At 63.4% G+C, this 16,311-nt stretch carries 12 protein-coding genes; 4 read left to right on the top strand and 8 right to left on the bottom strand.

All coding sequences use genetic code 11. The features are described from left to right. Positions 1 to 1,359: an LLM class flavin-dependent oxidoreductase gene (locus CO657_RS33670; RefSeq protein ID WP_054184238.1), complete on the bottom strand. Its 1,359-nt coding sequence runs from the start codon at positions 1,357 to 1,359 to the stop codon at positions 1 to 3. Between the two features lie 97 nt (positions 1,360 to 1,456). Here CO657_RS33670 and scpA point away from each other — a divergent pair, with 97 nt between their 5' ends. Continuing rightward, the gene (scpA, locus tag CO657_RS33665; protein WP_054184239.1) at positions 1,457 to 3,595 is read left to right on the top strand and encodes a methylmalonyl-CoA mutase; all 2,139 of its coding nucleotides are present in this window, start codon (positions 1,457 to 1,459) and stop codon (positions 3,593 to 3,595) included. Positions 3,596 to 3,657: 62 nt separating this feature from the next. Here scpA and CO657_RS33660 read toward each other — a convergent pair whose 3' ends face one another. Further along, the gene (locus CO657_RS33660) at positions 3,658 to 4,818 is read right to left on the bottom strand and encodes a fumarylacetoacetate hydrolase family protein (protein ID WP_054184240.1); all 1,161 of its coding nucleotides are present in this window, start codon (positions 4,816 to 4,818) and stop codon (positions 3,658 to 3,660) included. 368 nt (positions 4,819 to 5,186) lie between these two features. Between CO657_RS33660 and CO657_RS33655 the strand changes: the two genes are divergently transcribed. From CO657_RS33655 to CO657_RS33645, 3 genes are read left to right on the top strand one after another with little or no spacing between them, the layout of a single operon-like run. Further along, on the top strand, positions 5,187 to 6,197 hold the full coding sequence (locus tag CO657_RS33655; protein ID WP_054184346.1) for a Gfo/Idh/MocA family protein: 1,011 nt from the start codon (positions 5,187 to 5,189) through the stop codon (positions 6,195 to 6,197). A gap of 10 nt (positions 6,198 to 6,207) precedes the next feature. Continuing rightward, positions 6,208 to 7,302, top strand: coding sequence for a Gfo/Idh/MocA family protein (locus tag CO657_RS33650; protein ID WP_054184241.1), 1,095 nt, complete (start codon positions 6,208 to 6,210; stop codon positions 7,300 to 7,302). Positions 7,303 to 7,320: 18 nt separating this feature from the next. Then, a complete protein-coding gene (locus CO657_RS33645; RefSeq protein ID WP_054184242.1) occupies positions 7,321 to 7,716 on the top strand; it encodes a VOC family protein in 396 nt (131 codons plus the stop codon). 110 nt (positions 7,717 to 7,826) lie between these two features. On the opposite strand, the gene atzF is transcribed toward CO657_RS33645, so the two are convergent. Genes atzF through CO657_RS33615 form a run of 6 tightly spaced genes read right to left on the bottom strand, consistent with a single transcriptional unit; the run spans position 7,827 to position 16,301 of the window. After that, positions 7,827 to 9,632 (bottom strand): allophanate hydrolase, encoded by a 1,806-nt coding sequence (gene atzF / locus CO657_RS33640; protein ID WP_054184347.1) that lies wholly within the window; start codon positions 9,630 to 9,632, stop codon positions 7,827 to 7,829. 2 nt (positions 9,633 to 9,634) lie between these two features. After that, positions 9,635 to 13,174, bottom strand: a complete 3,540-nt coding sequence (gene uca / locus CO657_RS33635) for an urea carboxylase (protein ID WP_054184243.1) — start codon at positions 13,172 to 13,174, stop codon at positions 9,635 to 9,637. Between the two features lie 3 nt (positions 13,175 to 13,177). Continuing rightward, entirely contained in the window at positions 13,178 to 13,828 is a 651-nt protein-coding gene (locus CO657_RS33630; RefSeq protein WP_054184348.1) for an urea amidolyase associated protein UAAP2, read from the bottom strand. A 12-nt stretch (positions 13,829 to 13,840) separates the two neighbouring features. Next, the gene (locus CO657_RS33625) at positions 13,841 to 14,659 is read right to left on the bottom strand and encodes an urea amidolyase associated protein UAAP1 (protein WP_054184244.1); all 819 of its coding nucleotides are present in this window, start codon (positions 14,657 to 14,659) and stop codon (positions 13,841 to 13,843) included. Continuing rightward, complete coding sequence (locus CO657_RS33620; RefSeq protein WP_054184245.1) at positions 14,656 to 15,486, bottom strand: ABC transporter ATP-binding protein; 831 nt, start codon at positions 15,484 to 15,486, stop codon at positions 14,656 to 14,658. The genes CO657_RS33625 and CO657_RS33620 overlap by 4 nt, the downstream gene beginning before the upstream one ends. After that, a complete protein-coding gene (locus CO657_RS33615) occupies positions 15,483 to 16,301 on the bottom strand; it encodes an ABC transporter permease (protein ID WP_054184246.1) in 819 nt (272 codons plus the stop codon). The genes CO657_RS33620 and CO657_RS33615 overlap by 4 nt, the downstream gene beginning before the upstream one ends. Positions 16,302 to 16,311: the final 10 nt, after the last annotated feature.

Here is a 16,311-nt window from a genome sequence, read left to right as displayed (position 1 = left end):
TCAGCGGCGGAAGCGCGCGGCGGGATGGGCGGCGGACAATCTGCCGTCCCCGCCGCCGAAGAGCTTCTGCCGCAACGGTCCTTCGGAATAGTCCGCTTTGAAGATGCCGCGCTCCTGCAGCACCGGCACCACCAATTCGACGAAATCGCGCAGGCTCTCCGGCGCCACCGTCCGCGCCAGGTTGAAGCCGTCAATGTCGCCTTCCTCGATCCATGCCTGCAGACGATCGGCGATCTGCTCCGGCGAGCCCACCATCGGCTTCATCCGGCTGCCGAGCACCATCTGGTCGACGATCTCTCGTTTGGTCACCGGTCTTGCCGCCTGCTTGGTGATGGCGGCAAGCGCCGATTGATTGGCATTGGTCGAACTCTGGTCGATGACGTCGTCCAGCCGGTATTTCGACAAGTCGATGCCGATGGAGGCGGAGTAATGCGCAAGCGAAGCTTCGACGCTCGCATGGCGGCGATAATCCTCCAGCCTGTCCTGCGCTTGGCTCTCCGTCCGTCCGACGACAACGGTGATCAGGTTCAGGATCTTCAATGCGGCTCTGCCGCGGCCGATTGTCTCCGCCTTCGCCCGGAGCGCATCGACGGTCGGCCGGGCCGCCCCGGGGTTCGGACTGGCGATGAAGACACATTCGGCGTGGCGGGCGGCGAAATCCTGCCCGCGGGCCGAAGCGCCGGCCTGGAAGAGCAGGGGCGTGCGCTGCGGCGAAGGCTCGGCAAGATGAATGCCCTCCATCCGGTAATATTCGCCCTCGTGACTGACAGCGCGCACCTTCGACGGATCGGCATAGATGCCTGATGCCTTGTCGCGCCGAACCGCATCGTCGTCCCAGCTGCCCTCCCAGAGCTTGTAGAGGATCTCGAGATATTCCTCGGCTGCGTCGTAACGCGCATCATGTTCCGGCAGCTTGTCGAAACCCATGCTGCGGGCGGCGCTGTCGAGATAACCGGTGACGATGTTCCAGCCGATCCGCCCCTTGGTCAGGTGATCGAGCGTCGACATGCGCCGCGCCAGCAGGAAGGGCGGCTCGTAAGTGGTGTTGACGGTGACGCCGAAACCCAAATGTCTAGTGACATAGGCCATCGCCGAAATCGGGATCAGCGGATCGTTGACGGGGACCTGCGCCGCCGTCTCGATCACCGGCGCCGGACTGCCCTTATAGACGTCATAGATGCCGACGATATCGGCGAGGAAGATGCCGTCGAGCTTGCCGCGCTCGGCTGTCCTGGCGAATTCCGTCCAGTAGTCGAGATCGGTATAGCGCACCGATTGGTCGCGCGGATGCGTCCACAGGCCGTGGTTGATATGCCCGACGCAATTCATGTCGAAAGCATAAATCTGCATTGTCTTCATAAGACGAGTCCTAAGCCCGGAATAAAAATCAAGGATTGGTATCGCACGGCGATCCGGTGAAATGGTAGGGTGCGGATGAAAAAGCCGGAGGAAAGGCATGACGAAGAAGACATTGTCGGATTGGGCGGAGCTGGCGCAAAAGGAGTTGCGCACCGCGCCTGAGACGCTGACCTGGCAGACGCCTGAGGGTATTGCCGTCAAGCCGCTCTATACGGCCGAGGATCTCGAGGGCGCCGAGCATCTCGGCTCGCTTCCCGGTTTTTCGCCTTTCACCCGCGGCCCGCGCGCGACCATGTATGCCGGCCGGCCCTGGACGATCCGCCAGTATGCCGGCTTTTCGACGGCGGAAGCGTCGAACGCTTTTTACCGGAAGAATCTTGCCGCCGGCCAGAAGGGCCTGTCGGTGGCCTTCGATCTTGCCACCCATCGCGGTTATGACAGCGATCATCCGCGCGTCGAGGGTGATGTCGGCAAGGCCGGTGTTGCGATCGACAGCGTCGAGGACATGAAGATCCTGTTCAACGGCATTCCGCTCGGCGATATGTCGGTGTCGATGACCATGAACGGCGCCGTCATCCCGATCCTTGCCTCCTTCATCGTCGCCGGCGAAGAGCAGGGCGTTTCGAAGGCCGATCTATCAGGAACCATCCAGAACGACATCCTCAAGGAGTTCATGGTCCGCAACACCTATATCTATCCGCCGGAACCCTCGATGCGGATCGTTGCCGACATCATCGAATATACGGCAAGGGAGATGCCGAAATTCAACTCGATTTCGATCTCCGGCTACCACATGCAGGAAGCCGGCGCGACGCTCGTCCAGGAACTCGCCTTCACGCTGGCCGATGGCCGCGAATATGTCAGGGCGGCGATCGCCAAGGGCCTGAACGTCGACGACTTCGCCGGAAGGCTCTCCTTCTTCTTTGCCATCGGCATGAACTTTTTCATGGAGGCGGCGAAACTGCGCGCTGCCCGGCTGCTCTGGAGCCGGATCATGGAGGAGTTCCAGCCGAAGAAAGCCTCCTCGCTGATGCTGCGCACCCATTGCCAGACCTCCGGTGTCTCGCTGCAGGAGCAGGATCCCTATAACAACATCATCCGCACCGCCTTCGAGGCTATGTCGGCCGTGCTCGGCGGCACGCAGTCACTGCACACCAATTCCTTCGACGAGGCGATCGCGCTGCCGACGGAATTTTCCGCCCGCATCGCCCGCAACACCCAGCTGATCCTGCAGCATGAAACCGGCGTCACCAAGGTGGTCGATCCGCTGGCCGGCTCTTACTACGTCGAGAGCCTGACGAAAGAGCTTGCCGACACGGCTTGGGCGCTGATCGAGGAGGTGGAGGCACTCGGCGGCATGACCAAGGCCGTCAATGAGGGCCTGCCGAAGCGGCTGATCGAAGAGGCTGCCGCGCGCCGCCAGGCCGCCGTCGACAAGGGCGAGGAGGTCATCGTCGGCGTCAATCGCTACAGGCTCGACAGCGAGCAGCCGATCGACATTCTGGAGATCGACAACAGCGCGGTGCGCACCGCGCAGATCAAACGCATCGAGGAAACGAAGCGCCGCCGCGACGGCAATGCCGTGCGCGAGACGCTGGCTGCCCTGGCCGAGACCGCACGCAGCGGCCGCGGCAACCTGCTGGAAGCCGCAATCGAAGCGGCGCGGGCCCGCGCCACCGTCGGCGAAATATCCGATGCCATGCGCGAGGCCTTCGGCGATCATGCCGCAACGTCTGAGGTCATCGCAGGCGTCTACGGCGAGGCCTATGACAACGAGCCGGAACTCGCCGTCCTCAAGGAGCGCATGACGGAGGTCACGGAAGCGATGGGGCGCCGGCCGAAAATCATGGTCGCCAAGCTCGGTCAGGATGGGCACGACCGCGGCGCCAAGGTGATCGCCTCGGCCTTCGGCGATATCGGCTTCGATGTGCTCGCCGGCCCGCTGTTCCAGACGCCCGACGAGGCTGTCGCGTTGGCGCTTGATGAAAAGGTCAATGTCGTCGGCGTCTCGTCGCTCGCGGCAGGCCACAGGACGCTGCTGCCGCAGCTGATCGACAGGCTGAGGGAAAAGGGCGGTGACGATATCATCGTCGTCTGCGGCGGCGTCATCCCGCGGCAGGATTATGAATTCCTGCACGAACACGGCGTTGCGGCCGTGTTCGGTCCGGGCACCAACGTCCTCGAGGCGGCAAACTCCGTCCTCGACCTGCTGCAGGGCAGGCGGCGAAACCAGTAGCTTAAGCATTTCAGGAAAAGTGCGAAGCGGTTTTCCGCCCGGAAATGCGCAGAATCAAAGAGTCAAAGCAATCCGCGCTTTGCGAGGTTGCGCATCAACGCCGAAATGCCGAAGGTCCAGGGCGGGCATTCGGTGGAGAGCCGTACGGTATTGACGAGCGCACCGAGGCCGACCGAGGAAATTTCGACCACGTCGCCGAGCTTGTGGGTGAAGCCCTGCTTCGGCGCGTCGCGATCCTGGGTCGGCGCAAACAGCGTGCCGAGAAAGAGCATGAAGCCGTCGGGATATTGATGATGGGGCCCAAGCGTCTGTTTGACGAGATCGGTCGGATCGCGGCTGATCTTTGACATCGAGCTCTTGCCGTTGAGCACGAAACCGTCCTGGCCGGTGACTTTCAGATCCAGTTCGGCCTTGCGAACGTCGTCCAGGCCGTAATCGGCATCGAACAGACGAATGAAAGGACCGATCGAGCAAGAGGCGTTGTTGTCCTTGGCCTTGCCGAGCAGCAACGCCGAGCGGCCCTCGACGTCGCGCAGATTGACGTCGTTGCCGAGCGTCGCACCCTTGATTTCACCGCGGCTGTTGACCGCGAGCACGATTTCCGGCTCGGGATTGTTCCAGGTCGAGATCGGATGCAAGCCGACATCCGCACCCCAGCCAACCGAGGAGAGCACCGGCGCCTTGGTGAAGACCTCGGCATCGGGGCCGATGCCGACTTCGAGATATTGCGACCACATACCTTCGTCGATCAGGGCCTGCTTGACCTTGGCCGCCTCCGGCGAACCGGCCTTCAGATTGGTGAGGCTGCCGCCGATCAGCGTGCTGACGCGCTCGCGGATCGAGGCGGCGCGCTCCGGATTGCCGGCGGCCTTTTCCTCGATGACACGCTCGATCATCGACTGGGCGAAGGTGACGCCGCAAGCCTTGACCGCCTGCAGGTCGACGGGCGCAAGCAGAAAAGGGCGTGTTTCATCCGGCGTTCCGGTGCTGTTGGCAGCGATCTCCTCCAGCGAGCCCATCGCCTTGCCATCTGCAGCGCGGGCGAAGCCTGCGGCATCGTCTTTCTCGAGCAGGGCGCTCAGCGTCGGCGCCTCTCGCGAGGTGATGTCGACCAGCGAACCCTCCCGCAGCGTCACGACGCTCGGCCCGGCAACCTCGGGGGACCAGACGCGGCCGACAAAAAGACCACCCGAAGCGGCGGCATCGAGAAGGGGATGAGACATGGGGATCTTCCGTCACAGCGAGCGGGGAGCGCTCTTTGAAATTTTTCGGGGTCGTTGCCGCCCTCCAGCCCGGCGGTCGCCGAAATCGATCACATTCATCGAGATCGGGCAAGATAGGCTAGGGAAAAAGACCTTCGCCCGATCGGATCGAACGGTCGCCCTCTGGGTAAATCTCAATCGCCAAAAGCTTGCAAAATAACTATTTAGATACAAAATAACCATTGAATTTCAGATATTTAATTCTCGACACGGGCGATTTCACCTCGGATCTTGCCTTGACAGACGCCAGCTTTCGTTATCTGTTTTGCCCGACATGGAGGATGCCGGCCGCGGTCGGTGCTCAGAAAATCCCGGAGGATATTGCAGCGATGTTGAGATTTGCCGCCGTCGGAATCGACCATGGGCATACGTTCGATCACGTGAAGGGACTGCTCGCGTCAGGCGGCGAGTTCGTCGGCTATTGCCCGCAGACGTCGGTCCCGGCGTTGCGCGAAGCCTTCGAGAAGACCTATCCCGATGCGCCGCAGATCGACCGGGAGAAGCTGTTCGACGATCCGTCGATCGACGTCATCTGCATCGCCGCGATCCCGCGCGACCGCGCCGGGCTTGCCATCCGGGCGATGAAAGCGGGCAAGGACGTAATGACCGACAAGCCGGGTGTGACGACCTTCGCCCAGCTCGAAGAGGTTAGGAAGACCGTCGCCGAAACCGGCAAGATCTTCTCGATCTGCTTTTCCGAGCGCCATTGCGTGCGCTCCGCCGTCAAGGCCGGCAAGCTCGTCGCCGACGGCGCGATCGGCAAGGTGATCCAGACGCTCGGCGTCGGCCCTCATCGGCTGCAGCTGCCGACCCGGCCGGACTGGTTCTTCGATCCCGAAGCCTTCGGCGGCATCATCGTCGACATCGCCTCGCATCAGGTCGACCAGTTCCTGTTCTATACCGGCTCGACCTCGGGCGAGGTCATTGCCAGCTCGATCGGCAATTTCGGCATGCCCGACAAGCCTGATTTCCAGGATTTCGGCGAAGTGCTGCTGCGTTCGGACAGGGCGGCAGGTTATGTCCGCGTCGACTGGTTCACCCCGGAGGCGCTGCCGACCTGGGGTGACGGACGCCTGACCATCCTCGGCACCGAGGGTTATATCGAACTGCGCAAATATATCGATATCGCCGGCCGGCCGGGCAAGGATCACCTCTTCCTCATCAACGGCAAGGAGATGACCCATATCGATTGCAGCGGCGAAAAACTCGACTATTTCGATGCTTTCACCGCCGATGTCGGCAACCGCACACAGACGGCGATGACGCAGGATCATGTTTTCGAGGTCTGCCGCCTTTCGCTCGACGCCCAGGCGAAAGCCGCGCGCATCGGCGCTCGCTGAGGAGAATATCATGACCAGGAAACTACGCGTCGGCGTCATCGGCGCAGGCATTGCGGCGCGGCATCTGGCCGGCTTCGGCTGGAACAAGGATCTCTTCGAGGTTCCCGTGCTCTGCTCGCTCGATGAGGAGCGCGGCAGGGCGCTATGCGAGGAATACGGTATTGGCGAATATACCCAGGATACGGATGGGCTGTTTGCCCGCGACGATCTCGACATCATCGACATTTCGACGCCGCCGAGTTCGCATTTCGAACTTTGCCGCAAGGGCATCGAATCCGGCAAACATGTAATCTGCGAGAAGCCGCTCTTCGGCTCGATTGCCGAGGTCGACGAGATGGGCCGCATCCTCGCCCGTTTCCCCGGCAGGAAGCTGATGCCGATCTTCCAGTATCGCTATGGCTCCGGCCTGCAGAAGCTGAAGCTGCTGATCGACAGCGGTCTTGCCGGCAAGCCGTTCCTGACGACGATCGAGACGCATTGGTGGCGCGGGCCGGACTATTACGCCGTGCCGTGGCGCGGCAAATGGGCGACCGAACTTGGCGGCGGCCTTCTCGGCCACGCGATCCACGCCCATGACATGCTGAATTATGTGCACGGCCCCTGCGCCGAGGTGTTTTCCTATGGCGCGACGCTGGTCAACCCGATCCAGGTGGAAGATACGGCAGCCCTTTCGGTGAAGATGCAGAACGGCTCGCTGGCGACGCTGTCGATGACGCTCGGCTCGCGCAAGGAAATCTCGCGGCTTCGCTTCTGCTTCAGCGATCTCGTCGCCGAAAGCATCCTCGAACCCTATACGATGGGCCGCGATCCCTGGGTCTTCACGGCAGGTACCGAGGAGCACCAGGCGAAAATCGACGCGGCGCTCGCCGCCTATGTGCTCGGCGAGGACGGCTACACCCGTCAGTTCGAACTCTTCCATAAGGCGATCGTCGAGGACAAGGAGCCGCCGGTGACGCTGCAGGATGCCCGCAATTCGCTGGAACTGGTGACGGCCGCTTATTTCTCGCAGCGCACCGGCCAGCCGACGCCGATGCCGATCGCCGCCGATCATCCGCTCTACCGGTCCTGGCTTCCTGAAGAAGAACGGCGCCCGGCGGCCGGCTGAACGGGAGGAGGGCGTTTCATGCTGAAATCCTTCGAGCATGTCGGCATGACGGTCAGCGACATGGACCGCACGGTCGGTTTCTATTGCGGCCTGCTCGGCCTGCGCCTGCATCTGCGCAAGGTCATGGCCGACGGCGGAGAGATCGCCTTTCTCGATGCCGGCGGCGGCATGCTCGAAATCGTCGCACCGGCGGGTGGGGCGGCAAGGGCGGTGGATGTGCCTGAGGGTACGGCCGGCCTGCGCCATCTGACCTTCCTGTTCGACAGTGTCGATGAGACCTTCGCCCGGCTGGAAAAGGCCGGCGTCGAGATCAAGGAAAGGCCGCGCCTGGCTATCAATGCCGAGGTGCTGCACAAAGTTGCCTTCCTGCGCGATCCCGACGGTATTCAGATCGAGCTTGCCGAGAAACGGTAAGCCGTCAGCGCTGACTCGGCCTGCCGATCGCCCTGGTTCGCGCGATCAGCCCCGTCAGAAGAAGCGCGACAAGCCGCTTGAACATCTTCGCCATTTTTCGCTCCTCACGTTCAGCTCGCCAATCTGGTGCTGATATAGCTTCGCCAGCCGCCGAGCGAGGTGATGTCCTCCGCGCCCTTCACTGCATGCGCCTCGCAGAGAAAACCGGAAACACTCGTGCCGTCGTCGAGCGCCACCTTTCCAATGCCGAGCGGTGCCGGGATCTTTTGGACAAAGCGCCCGAAGGCATCGGCCGGCAGTGCCCAGACCTCGACCTCCAGACCGGCGCCCTGGAAGCCAGGTTCGCGGATGAGGCCTGGCTTCGGCGGCACGGTATCCGGCAGCACAAAGAGACGATATTCGCCTGATGTGCTGCAGGTCTTGACCAACCGGGCGCCGGCGCCGGTCAGCTCGTGATTGAGCGGCATGCCGGTCAGATGCGCACCGACGACGACGATCTCGACGAAGCCGTCATCGACAGCCACAACGCGGCTCGCCTCAGGGATCGCCGCCTCCCGGTCGATACCCATACCGGAGGCGGCTGTGCGATGCAGCGCATCGGCAAGCGGCGCCAGCGCATCGTCGGTGAAAGCGGGCGCGATCACTGTCACACCGCCCGGCAAGTTGCCGTTTCCGAAGCCGGCCGGAACGGCGATCGCCGCGCAATCGAGAAGGTTGACGAAATTGGTGTAGCGGCCGAGGCGGCCGTTCAGCACGACAGGATCGGCAAGCATGTCGGCGACGGTGTAGGTGGTCGGCGCGGTCGGAAGCAGAAGCACGTCCGCCTTTTCCCATTCGGCCTCGGTCTTTCGGCGCAGTTCTTCCAGCCGATATCGGCCATTGAAGGCGTTGACCGCTGATTTGCCCCTGGCGCCCTCGATAATCCCCCGCACCGTCGGGTCGAAATCGGCTGCATTCGTGGCGAGGAAGTCCTCGACCGCCGCCAGGCGTTCGGCGACCCACGGCCCGTCGTAAAGGAGAGCGGCGGCCTCGCGGAAGGGTGCGTAGTCGAAAGCCACGATAGTCGCGCCGAGCGCTCTGGCCCGCTCGATCGCCTGGTCGTAAAGCGCCTCCACCTCCTTGTCGCCGAAGAATTCCCGTTCCACGCCGGTCAGGACGCCGATGCGCAACCCCGACACCGGCAGCGTCGCCGGCTTGGCTCGACGCGAGAAAGGATCGGCAGCGTCAAATCCCTCGGCGACCCTGCGGATCGCAATGCCGTCACCGACGGTCGGAGCGAAGATCGTGATGCAGTCGACACTCCTGCAGGCCGGAATTGCGCCGGTATTCGGAAGAAGCCCCGGCGTCGGCTTGATGCCGACCAGATTGTTGAGCGCCGCCGGCACGCGGCCGGAGCCTGCCGTATCCGTGCCGAGCGAGAAGGCGGCGAGGCCGGAGGCAACCGTGACCGCTGATCCCGAGCTCGAGCCGCCGGATATATAGGCCTTATCGAAGACAGAACGTGGCGCGCCATAGGGTGAGCGTGTACCGTTGAGGCCGGTCGCGAACTGGTCGAGATTGGTTTTGCCGATCACAATGGCGCCGGCTGCCTTCAATCTGGCGACGACGGTAGAATCGACGTCCGGCCGATATTCATAGGCCGGGCAGGCGGCGGTCGTCGGCAGGCCGGCGGCATCGATATTGTCCTTCACTGCGAACGGCACGCCCCAGAGCGGCAGGCTGTTTGCCTCCGGCGCGCGCGCCATCAGAGCCTTGGCGGCAGAGCGCAACTCGTCATCCGGCACCGGCGTAATGAAGATTGCCGGATCTTTCGAGGCGGCGCGGCGGGCGATCACCTCTTCGACGATGTCGAGCGGCGTCAGGCCGGAGCGATAGGCCGCACGAAGGCTTGAGAGATCGAGAATGGTCGGCAGCATGTTCAGCATTCCTCCAGGACGACGATGATATCGCCGGCTTTGACGTTTCTCCCCGGCCCGGCGCGCAGGTCGCGGACGCGACCTGCCGCATGGGCGGTGACGTTGATTTCCATTTTCATCGATTCGATGATGGCAAGTGTGTCGCCGGCCGCAACCGGGGCTCCCGGCTCGACCAGCAATTTCCAGATATTGCCGGGCACGGCACTGGCGACGCCGAAGCATCCGTCGGGGATGTCCGCGTCCGGATTTTCGCTTGTGCCTTCATCGGCGACGAAGCTGTCGAGGCCGGCCTCCTTCCAGTGCTGGCGTTCGGCATCGAAGGCCGCCTGCTGCGTCGCCTTGAAGCGGCCGATGGATGCCGCATTCGCCTGCATATTCCTATCATAGGCGGCGTAGGAGAACTCCGTCTCTTCGATCCTGACAGGATAGCCGCCATGCGGGAAGGCGGCGCGCGCCTCCGTCAGCTCCTGATTGCTGACCGGGAAGAAGCGGATCTGGTCGAAGAAGTTCAGGAGCCAGGGCTTGCCCCTGGCAAAGGCCGGCGTTTCCCGCCACGTGTTCCAGACCTGGATGGTCCGGCCGAAGAGCTGATAGCCGCCCGGTCCTTCCATGCCGTAGATGCACATATAGGCCCCGCCGATGCCGACCGCGTTTTCCGGCGTCCAGGTGCGGGCGGGATTGTATTTGGTCGTGACGAGACGATGGCGCGGGTCGATCGGGGTCGCAACCGGAGCGCCGAGATAGACATCGCCGAGACCGAGAACGAAATAGCTCGCATCGAAGACGATATCGCGGACGGCCTGTTCGTCGGGAAGACCGTTGATGCGGCGGATGAACTCGATATTATCAGGACACCAGGGCGCATTCGGGCGGACAAGCTCCTGATACTTGCGCATGGCAAGTTCCGCATCTGGGTCGTTCCACGACAGCGGCAGATGCACGATGCGGCTCGGTACCTTGACATCCTGCGCCGCCGGGAGCGTCGTCTCGATCTCCGCGAGCAGCCCGAGCAGGCGCCGGCGCGTCAGCTGCGTGCCGTCATAATGGATCTGCAGCGAACGGATGCCGGGCGTGAGGTCGACGATACCGGGCAGGCGGGCCTCGGCGACGGCCTGCATCAGCAGATGAACCCGCAGCCGAAGCGCGATGTCGAGCGTCATCGGCCCATATTCGACGAGCAGATTGTCGTCGCCCTGGCGGCGATAGACGACCGAAACCGGGCCGTCCTCGCTGACGCCGACGATCGGCGAACCCGTGTCTTCCGCGATCCGTCGCACCGCCGGGCCGGCGATCGGGTCTTCCGGCCGGGCCACGGCATGAAAGCGGATACGGTCGCCGGGCTTGAACTGCCCCATCTTCCACTGTTCGTCACGCGCGATCACCGCCGGGCAGACGAACCCGCCAAGGCTCGGACCGTCTGGCCCGAGAATGATCGGCATATCGCCGGTGAAATCGATCGCGCCGATCGCATAGGCATTGTCATGCAGGTTGGACGGATGAAGCCCCGCCTCGCCACCGTCGCGTCGCGCCCAAAGCGGGGCGGGGCCGATGAGGCGCACCCCGGTGCGGGCGCTGTTGAAATGCACTTCGTAAGCTGCGGAGAACAGCGTCTCGATATCGCTATTCTGAAAGAAATCCGGTGCGCCATGCGGACCGTAGACGACGCCGACATCCCATTCTCGGGACAAGGCAGCCGGCTCCGCTGCAGGCTTGGCCGGTTCCACCGGCGCCTGCCGGGCGAAATGCAGCACATGCCCCGGCTTCAGCGTACCGGTGGCGTTGCCGCCGAATTGGCCAAGGCCGAAAGTCGCCCGCGAGCCGAGCACGACAGGCGCGGCAAAGCCGCCGGCAACGGCAAGATAGGCGCGCTGCCCCGGTCCTTCGATCGTACCGACCGACAGCACCTGACCGCCCCGGATCAGGAACGGTTCGTCGTGGGGAAGCCTGACCCCATCGCATGTCATCGCCATCCGCGCCCCGGCAAGGGCGATCGTCTGGTCGGCATAAAATCGCAGCGTCGGACCGGAAACCGTCAGTTCCAGCGCAGCCGTCTGATCGCCATTGCCGACCAGCCGATTGGCATGGCGGAAGGAGCGCTCGTCCATCGGCCCGCTCGGCGGCACGCCGACATGCCACAGGCCGAGCCGGCCCGGCAGCTCCTGAATGCTCGACTGTGCGCCGGGTGCGATAACCTCGACGATATCGGGAACGAAGGCGAAGTCGCGCAGCGCCGTCGTCGCAACCTTGCCGCCGGCGAGCAGTTCGGAGGCGGCGATCGCCCTGAGATAATCGAGATTGGTTTCGATGCCGGATATCGCTGTGGCGGCAAGCGCTGCCTTCAGCTTCTCGATCGCCGCCGGCCGATCCTCCGCCGCCACGATCAGCTTGGCAAGCATCGGATCGTAGAAGGGCGTCACCTCGGTTCCCGTCTCGATCCAGCCGTCGACGCGGGCATCGTCGGGAAAGACGACCTCGGTGAGTAGGCCCGCGCTCGGGCGGAAATCGGCATGCGGCATCTCGGCATAAATGCGCATTTCGATTGCCGCACCCTTCTGCACCAAGGCCCCGGCGCCCGAGAGCACGTCCTCGCCCGCCGCCTGCCGGATCATCCACTCGACGAGATCGATGCCGAAGACAGCTTCGGTGACGGGATGCTCGACCTGAAGTCGGGTATTGACTTCGAGGAAATAGAATTCCCCGCGCTGGGGATCATAGATGAATTCGACGGTGCCGGCCGATTCATAGGAGACCGAAGCTCCCAAATCGACCGCCGCCTTGTGCAGCCGCGCCCGTGTTTCCGCCGACAGGCCGGGGGCAGGCGTTTCCTCGACGACCTTCTGGTTTCGCCTCTGCAGCGAGCAGTCGCGCTCTCCTAGCGCGATCACTGCGCCCTTGCCGTCACCGAAGATCTGCACCTCGACATGGCGTGCTTCGGCAACGAAACGCTCGATGTAGACACGCGCATCGCCGAAGCTGGCACGCGCCGTCCGCTGCACGCTTTCGAAAGAGGCCTTGAGACCGGCCGCATCGGCGCAGAGCTGCATGCCGATACCGCCGCCGCCCGCCGTGCTTTTCAGCATGACGGGATAACCGACGGTCTCGGCGGCCAGGAGCGCCTCTTCGACACTTCGCAGCAGATCAGTGCCCGGCAGCAGCGGCACGCCGCTCGCTTTCGCCAATTCACGCGCTGTGTGCTTCAGGCCGAAAGCCGACAGATGCTCCGGCCGCGGGCCGATGAAGGCGATACCTTCGGCGGCGAGCCGCTCGGCAAAGCCGATATTTTCCGAGAGGAAGCCATAACCGGGATGTACGGCCTCGGCGCCCGTCGCCTTGCAGGCGGCGATGACGGCATCGACGTTGAGATAGCTTTCTCCAGCAGGCGCCGGGCCGAGACGCACGGCTTCATCGGCGAGCAGCACCGGCTTCGAGAAGCGATCGGCATCGGAATAGACGGCAACCGAGGCGATGCCCATCCTCCTCAATATCCGGATCACCCGGACGGCGATTTCGCCGCGATTGGCGATGAGAACCTTGGCGAACATCGATCAGTCCTCGCCGTCCCAGATCAGCACCCGGATCGGTGTCGGATCGAAGCCGTTACAGGGATTGTTGACCTGCGGGCAGTTGGAGATGACGCAGAGCACGTCCATTTCAGCCACCAGTTCGACATAGTCGCCGGGCGCGGAAATGCCGTCGACGATGGTCATCTCGCCGTTCGGCTTGATCGGGACATTCATGAAGAAATTGATGTTCGGCACGATGTCGCGCTTGCTCATGCCGTGCCGGGTCACCTCGAGCACGAAATTGTCGCGGCAGGCATGCAGGTATTTCGTGCCGTGGCCGAAGCGCACGGCGTTGCTTTCGCAGGAGCAGGCGCCGGCGGAGGTATCATGGCGGCCGCAGCTGTCGGCCGTCATGACAAGCATGACGTTGCCCTCGTTCGAGACGATCTTCGTGCCGGCGCCGATATAGGCGCCGCCCTGCGCCCGCATCGTGTCCTGGTTGGAATAGCGCTCGCCAAAATCATCGGCGCGATAAAACAGCGTGTCGATCGCCTGCTGGCCGTGGCTGTCTTCGATGCGGATCGTCTGACCCTTGCGCACGATGCCGGACCACGGCGCTTCGGCCGGGATGAAATGATCCTGCACCGCATTTTCGAGGCTGCGTGAAGCTGAGGTCTTGATGAAATCGGTCATCGTCATTCCTCCTCAGGCCAGCATCGCGGCGTTGTTCTCGAAGCCGCGAACGGCTTCGGCGGTCGCCGTACGCGCGAGGTCGTCGACGGCGGGCGCGGCACGAAAGCGCGTCACGATCACCGGCTTCGGCGCATAGACCGGATCTGGATCGAGCGGATGCGGGCAATTCGAAAGGCCGACGATCATGTCCATTTCGGCGCGCAGTTCGGCATAATCGCCGCTGTTGGAAAGCTTGCCGCGCCAGTGGAAGCCACCCTCATCGTCGACGCGGACGGGAGCGAAAAGGTTGAGAATCGCCGGGATGTCGCGTCTGGTGAGACCGAGCTTGCCGGCGACGAGCACGAGATTGTCGCGGGTGTTGCGGGTCTTGGCGCCGGGATGTTTTGCGGCGTTCGAGGCCGCCGTCGAGCCGCCCATCAGGCAGTCATGGGCACCGGAACTGTCTTCGATCAGCGAAAACATCACGCGTCCCATATCCGAGAAGATGACGCGGCCTTTGCCGAGGGCGGTCGTCCACTGCACCTTGACCGTGTCGACGAGATTGAGCCGCTCACTCGTGTCAGCGGCGTTCCAGGCGACGAGCGCCACGGTCGATCCGCCGTCGCCTTGGTCGATGCGAAGCGCTTCGCCGCGCTTCAGCGCGGTCGACCAGTACCAGCCGCCTGGGATGGTTTCCTGGTGGATGATCGCAGCCGCATCGATGGCGGGAGCGGGCAGGGGGCTCGGCGCCGGCAGAGCCTTCGGCGCGAATTCCAGCCCCTTCTTCTGATGTTCCTCGTAACGCTGCCGGTTGGCTGATATTTCTTCGGGCGAACGTCTGACATGCATCATGGTTTTTCTCCTGACGGACTGGAAGCCGGGTCGTCCCGGCGATGGCCCAGAGAAATGACCGGGCCGTCCCGGTCGGGGCTGAAGATGGAAGGCCCGCCGGCAAGCCGGGGCGGCCAGATGGAAATGTCCTTGGTGATGGTCGCGCCGTAACGCTCCTTCTCCTCCGGGCGGTCACGCCGGCGCTCGAAGGCGACGACGCGCGTCGCCAGCGTGAAGGCCTCGCGCATATCGTGCGTCACCATGACGACGGTCATCTGCGTTTCGTGCCAGAGCCGTTTCATCAAGGTATGGATTTCGGCGCGGATGCCGGGGTCGAGCGCGCCGAAGGGCTCGTCGAGCAACAGCACTTTCGGCTTCATGATCAGCGCCTGCGCCAGGGCCAGGCGCTGCTGCATGCCGCCGGAAAGCTGCGCCGGATATTTGTCCTCGGCGCCGGCAAGACCGACTTCGCCGATCAGCCGCCGTGCCTCGTCGACGGCGCTGCGGCGGGCAGCGCCGAAAAGCTTTGCCTTGTAGCGCGCCGCGGAAAATTCGCGGCCGAGCAACACATTGCCGAGCACGGTCAGATGCGGGAAGACCGAGTAGCGCTGGAAAACGACGCCGCGATCCGGCCCCGGCTCAAGCGGCAGCGCTTCGCCATCCAGCCGGATGGCACCCCGCGTCGGTCGTTCCTGACCGAGCAGCATGCGCAGGAATGTCGTCTTGCCGCAGCCGGACGGGCCGACAAGAGCGATGAAGGCGCGCGAGGCGACGGTCAGCGACACGTTCTCAAGCACGATCTGGTCGCCATATTCCTTCCAGACTCTTTCGATCACCAGCTCGCTCATGCCTGCTTCTCCAGTTCCGACCAGGGGAAGAGAGCGATGCGGATGCGATCGAGGATGTAATTCATGACCACGGCGAGCAGGGTGATCCAGACGACATAGGGAAAGATCACGTCCATGGAGAGGTAGCGGCGCACAAGGAAGATGCGGTAACCGAGGCCGGAATCCGACGAGATCGCCTCCGCCGCAATCAGGAACAGCCAGGCAGGGCCGAGCTGAAGCCGGAGACAGGTGATCAGCCGCGGCAGGATCTGCGGCAGCACGACGCGAAGGCCGATCTGCCAGGAAGAGCCGCCAAGCGTTTCAGCCTTGACGATCTGTTCGCGCGGCAGTTCCAGAGCCTTCAGCGCCAGGTCGCGGATCATCGTGGGCGCAATGCCGATGGCGATGAGCGCGATCTTGGAGGCTTCTCCAAGCCCCATGGCGATGAAGAGAATCGGCAACAGCGCCAGCGGCGGCACCATCGAGATGACGGCGACGAAAGGGGAGAGCAGCGACCTGAGATAGGGCAGCATTCCGATCAGCATGCCGATGACGAGGGCAGTGACGGTGGAGATGCCGAGGCCGGCAAACAGCCGCACCAGGCTCGCCACCGTATCAGACCACAGCAGGTATTCGCCGGTGCGCGGATCGGCGATGAAGACCAGGCGATTGATCGCATCGGCGAAATCTGCGAAGCCCGGCAGCAGCTTGTCATTGGCGTTTTCCGCCAGTCGCGCCGCCGAGCCGAAAACATAGGCGACGATCAGCAGCACAAAAGGCAGCAGCGTCAAGGCAAGCTGCGCACCCCGGCTCGGCCTCGTGTTGATCCAACGCATGAGAGAAGCT

Source organism: Rhizobium acidisoli (assembly GCF_002531755.2).
In the GTDB taxonomy this organism is placed as follows: domain Bacteria; phylum Pseudomonadota; class Alphaproteobacteria; order Rhizobiales; family Rhizobiaceae; genus Rhizobium; species Rhizobium acidisoli.
The sequence above is the reverse complement of the archived record's forward strand: the minus strand, read 5'-3'. Positions and strand labels throughout refer to the sequence as shown.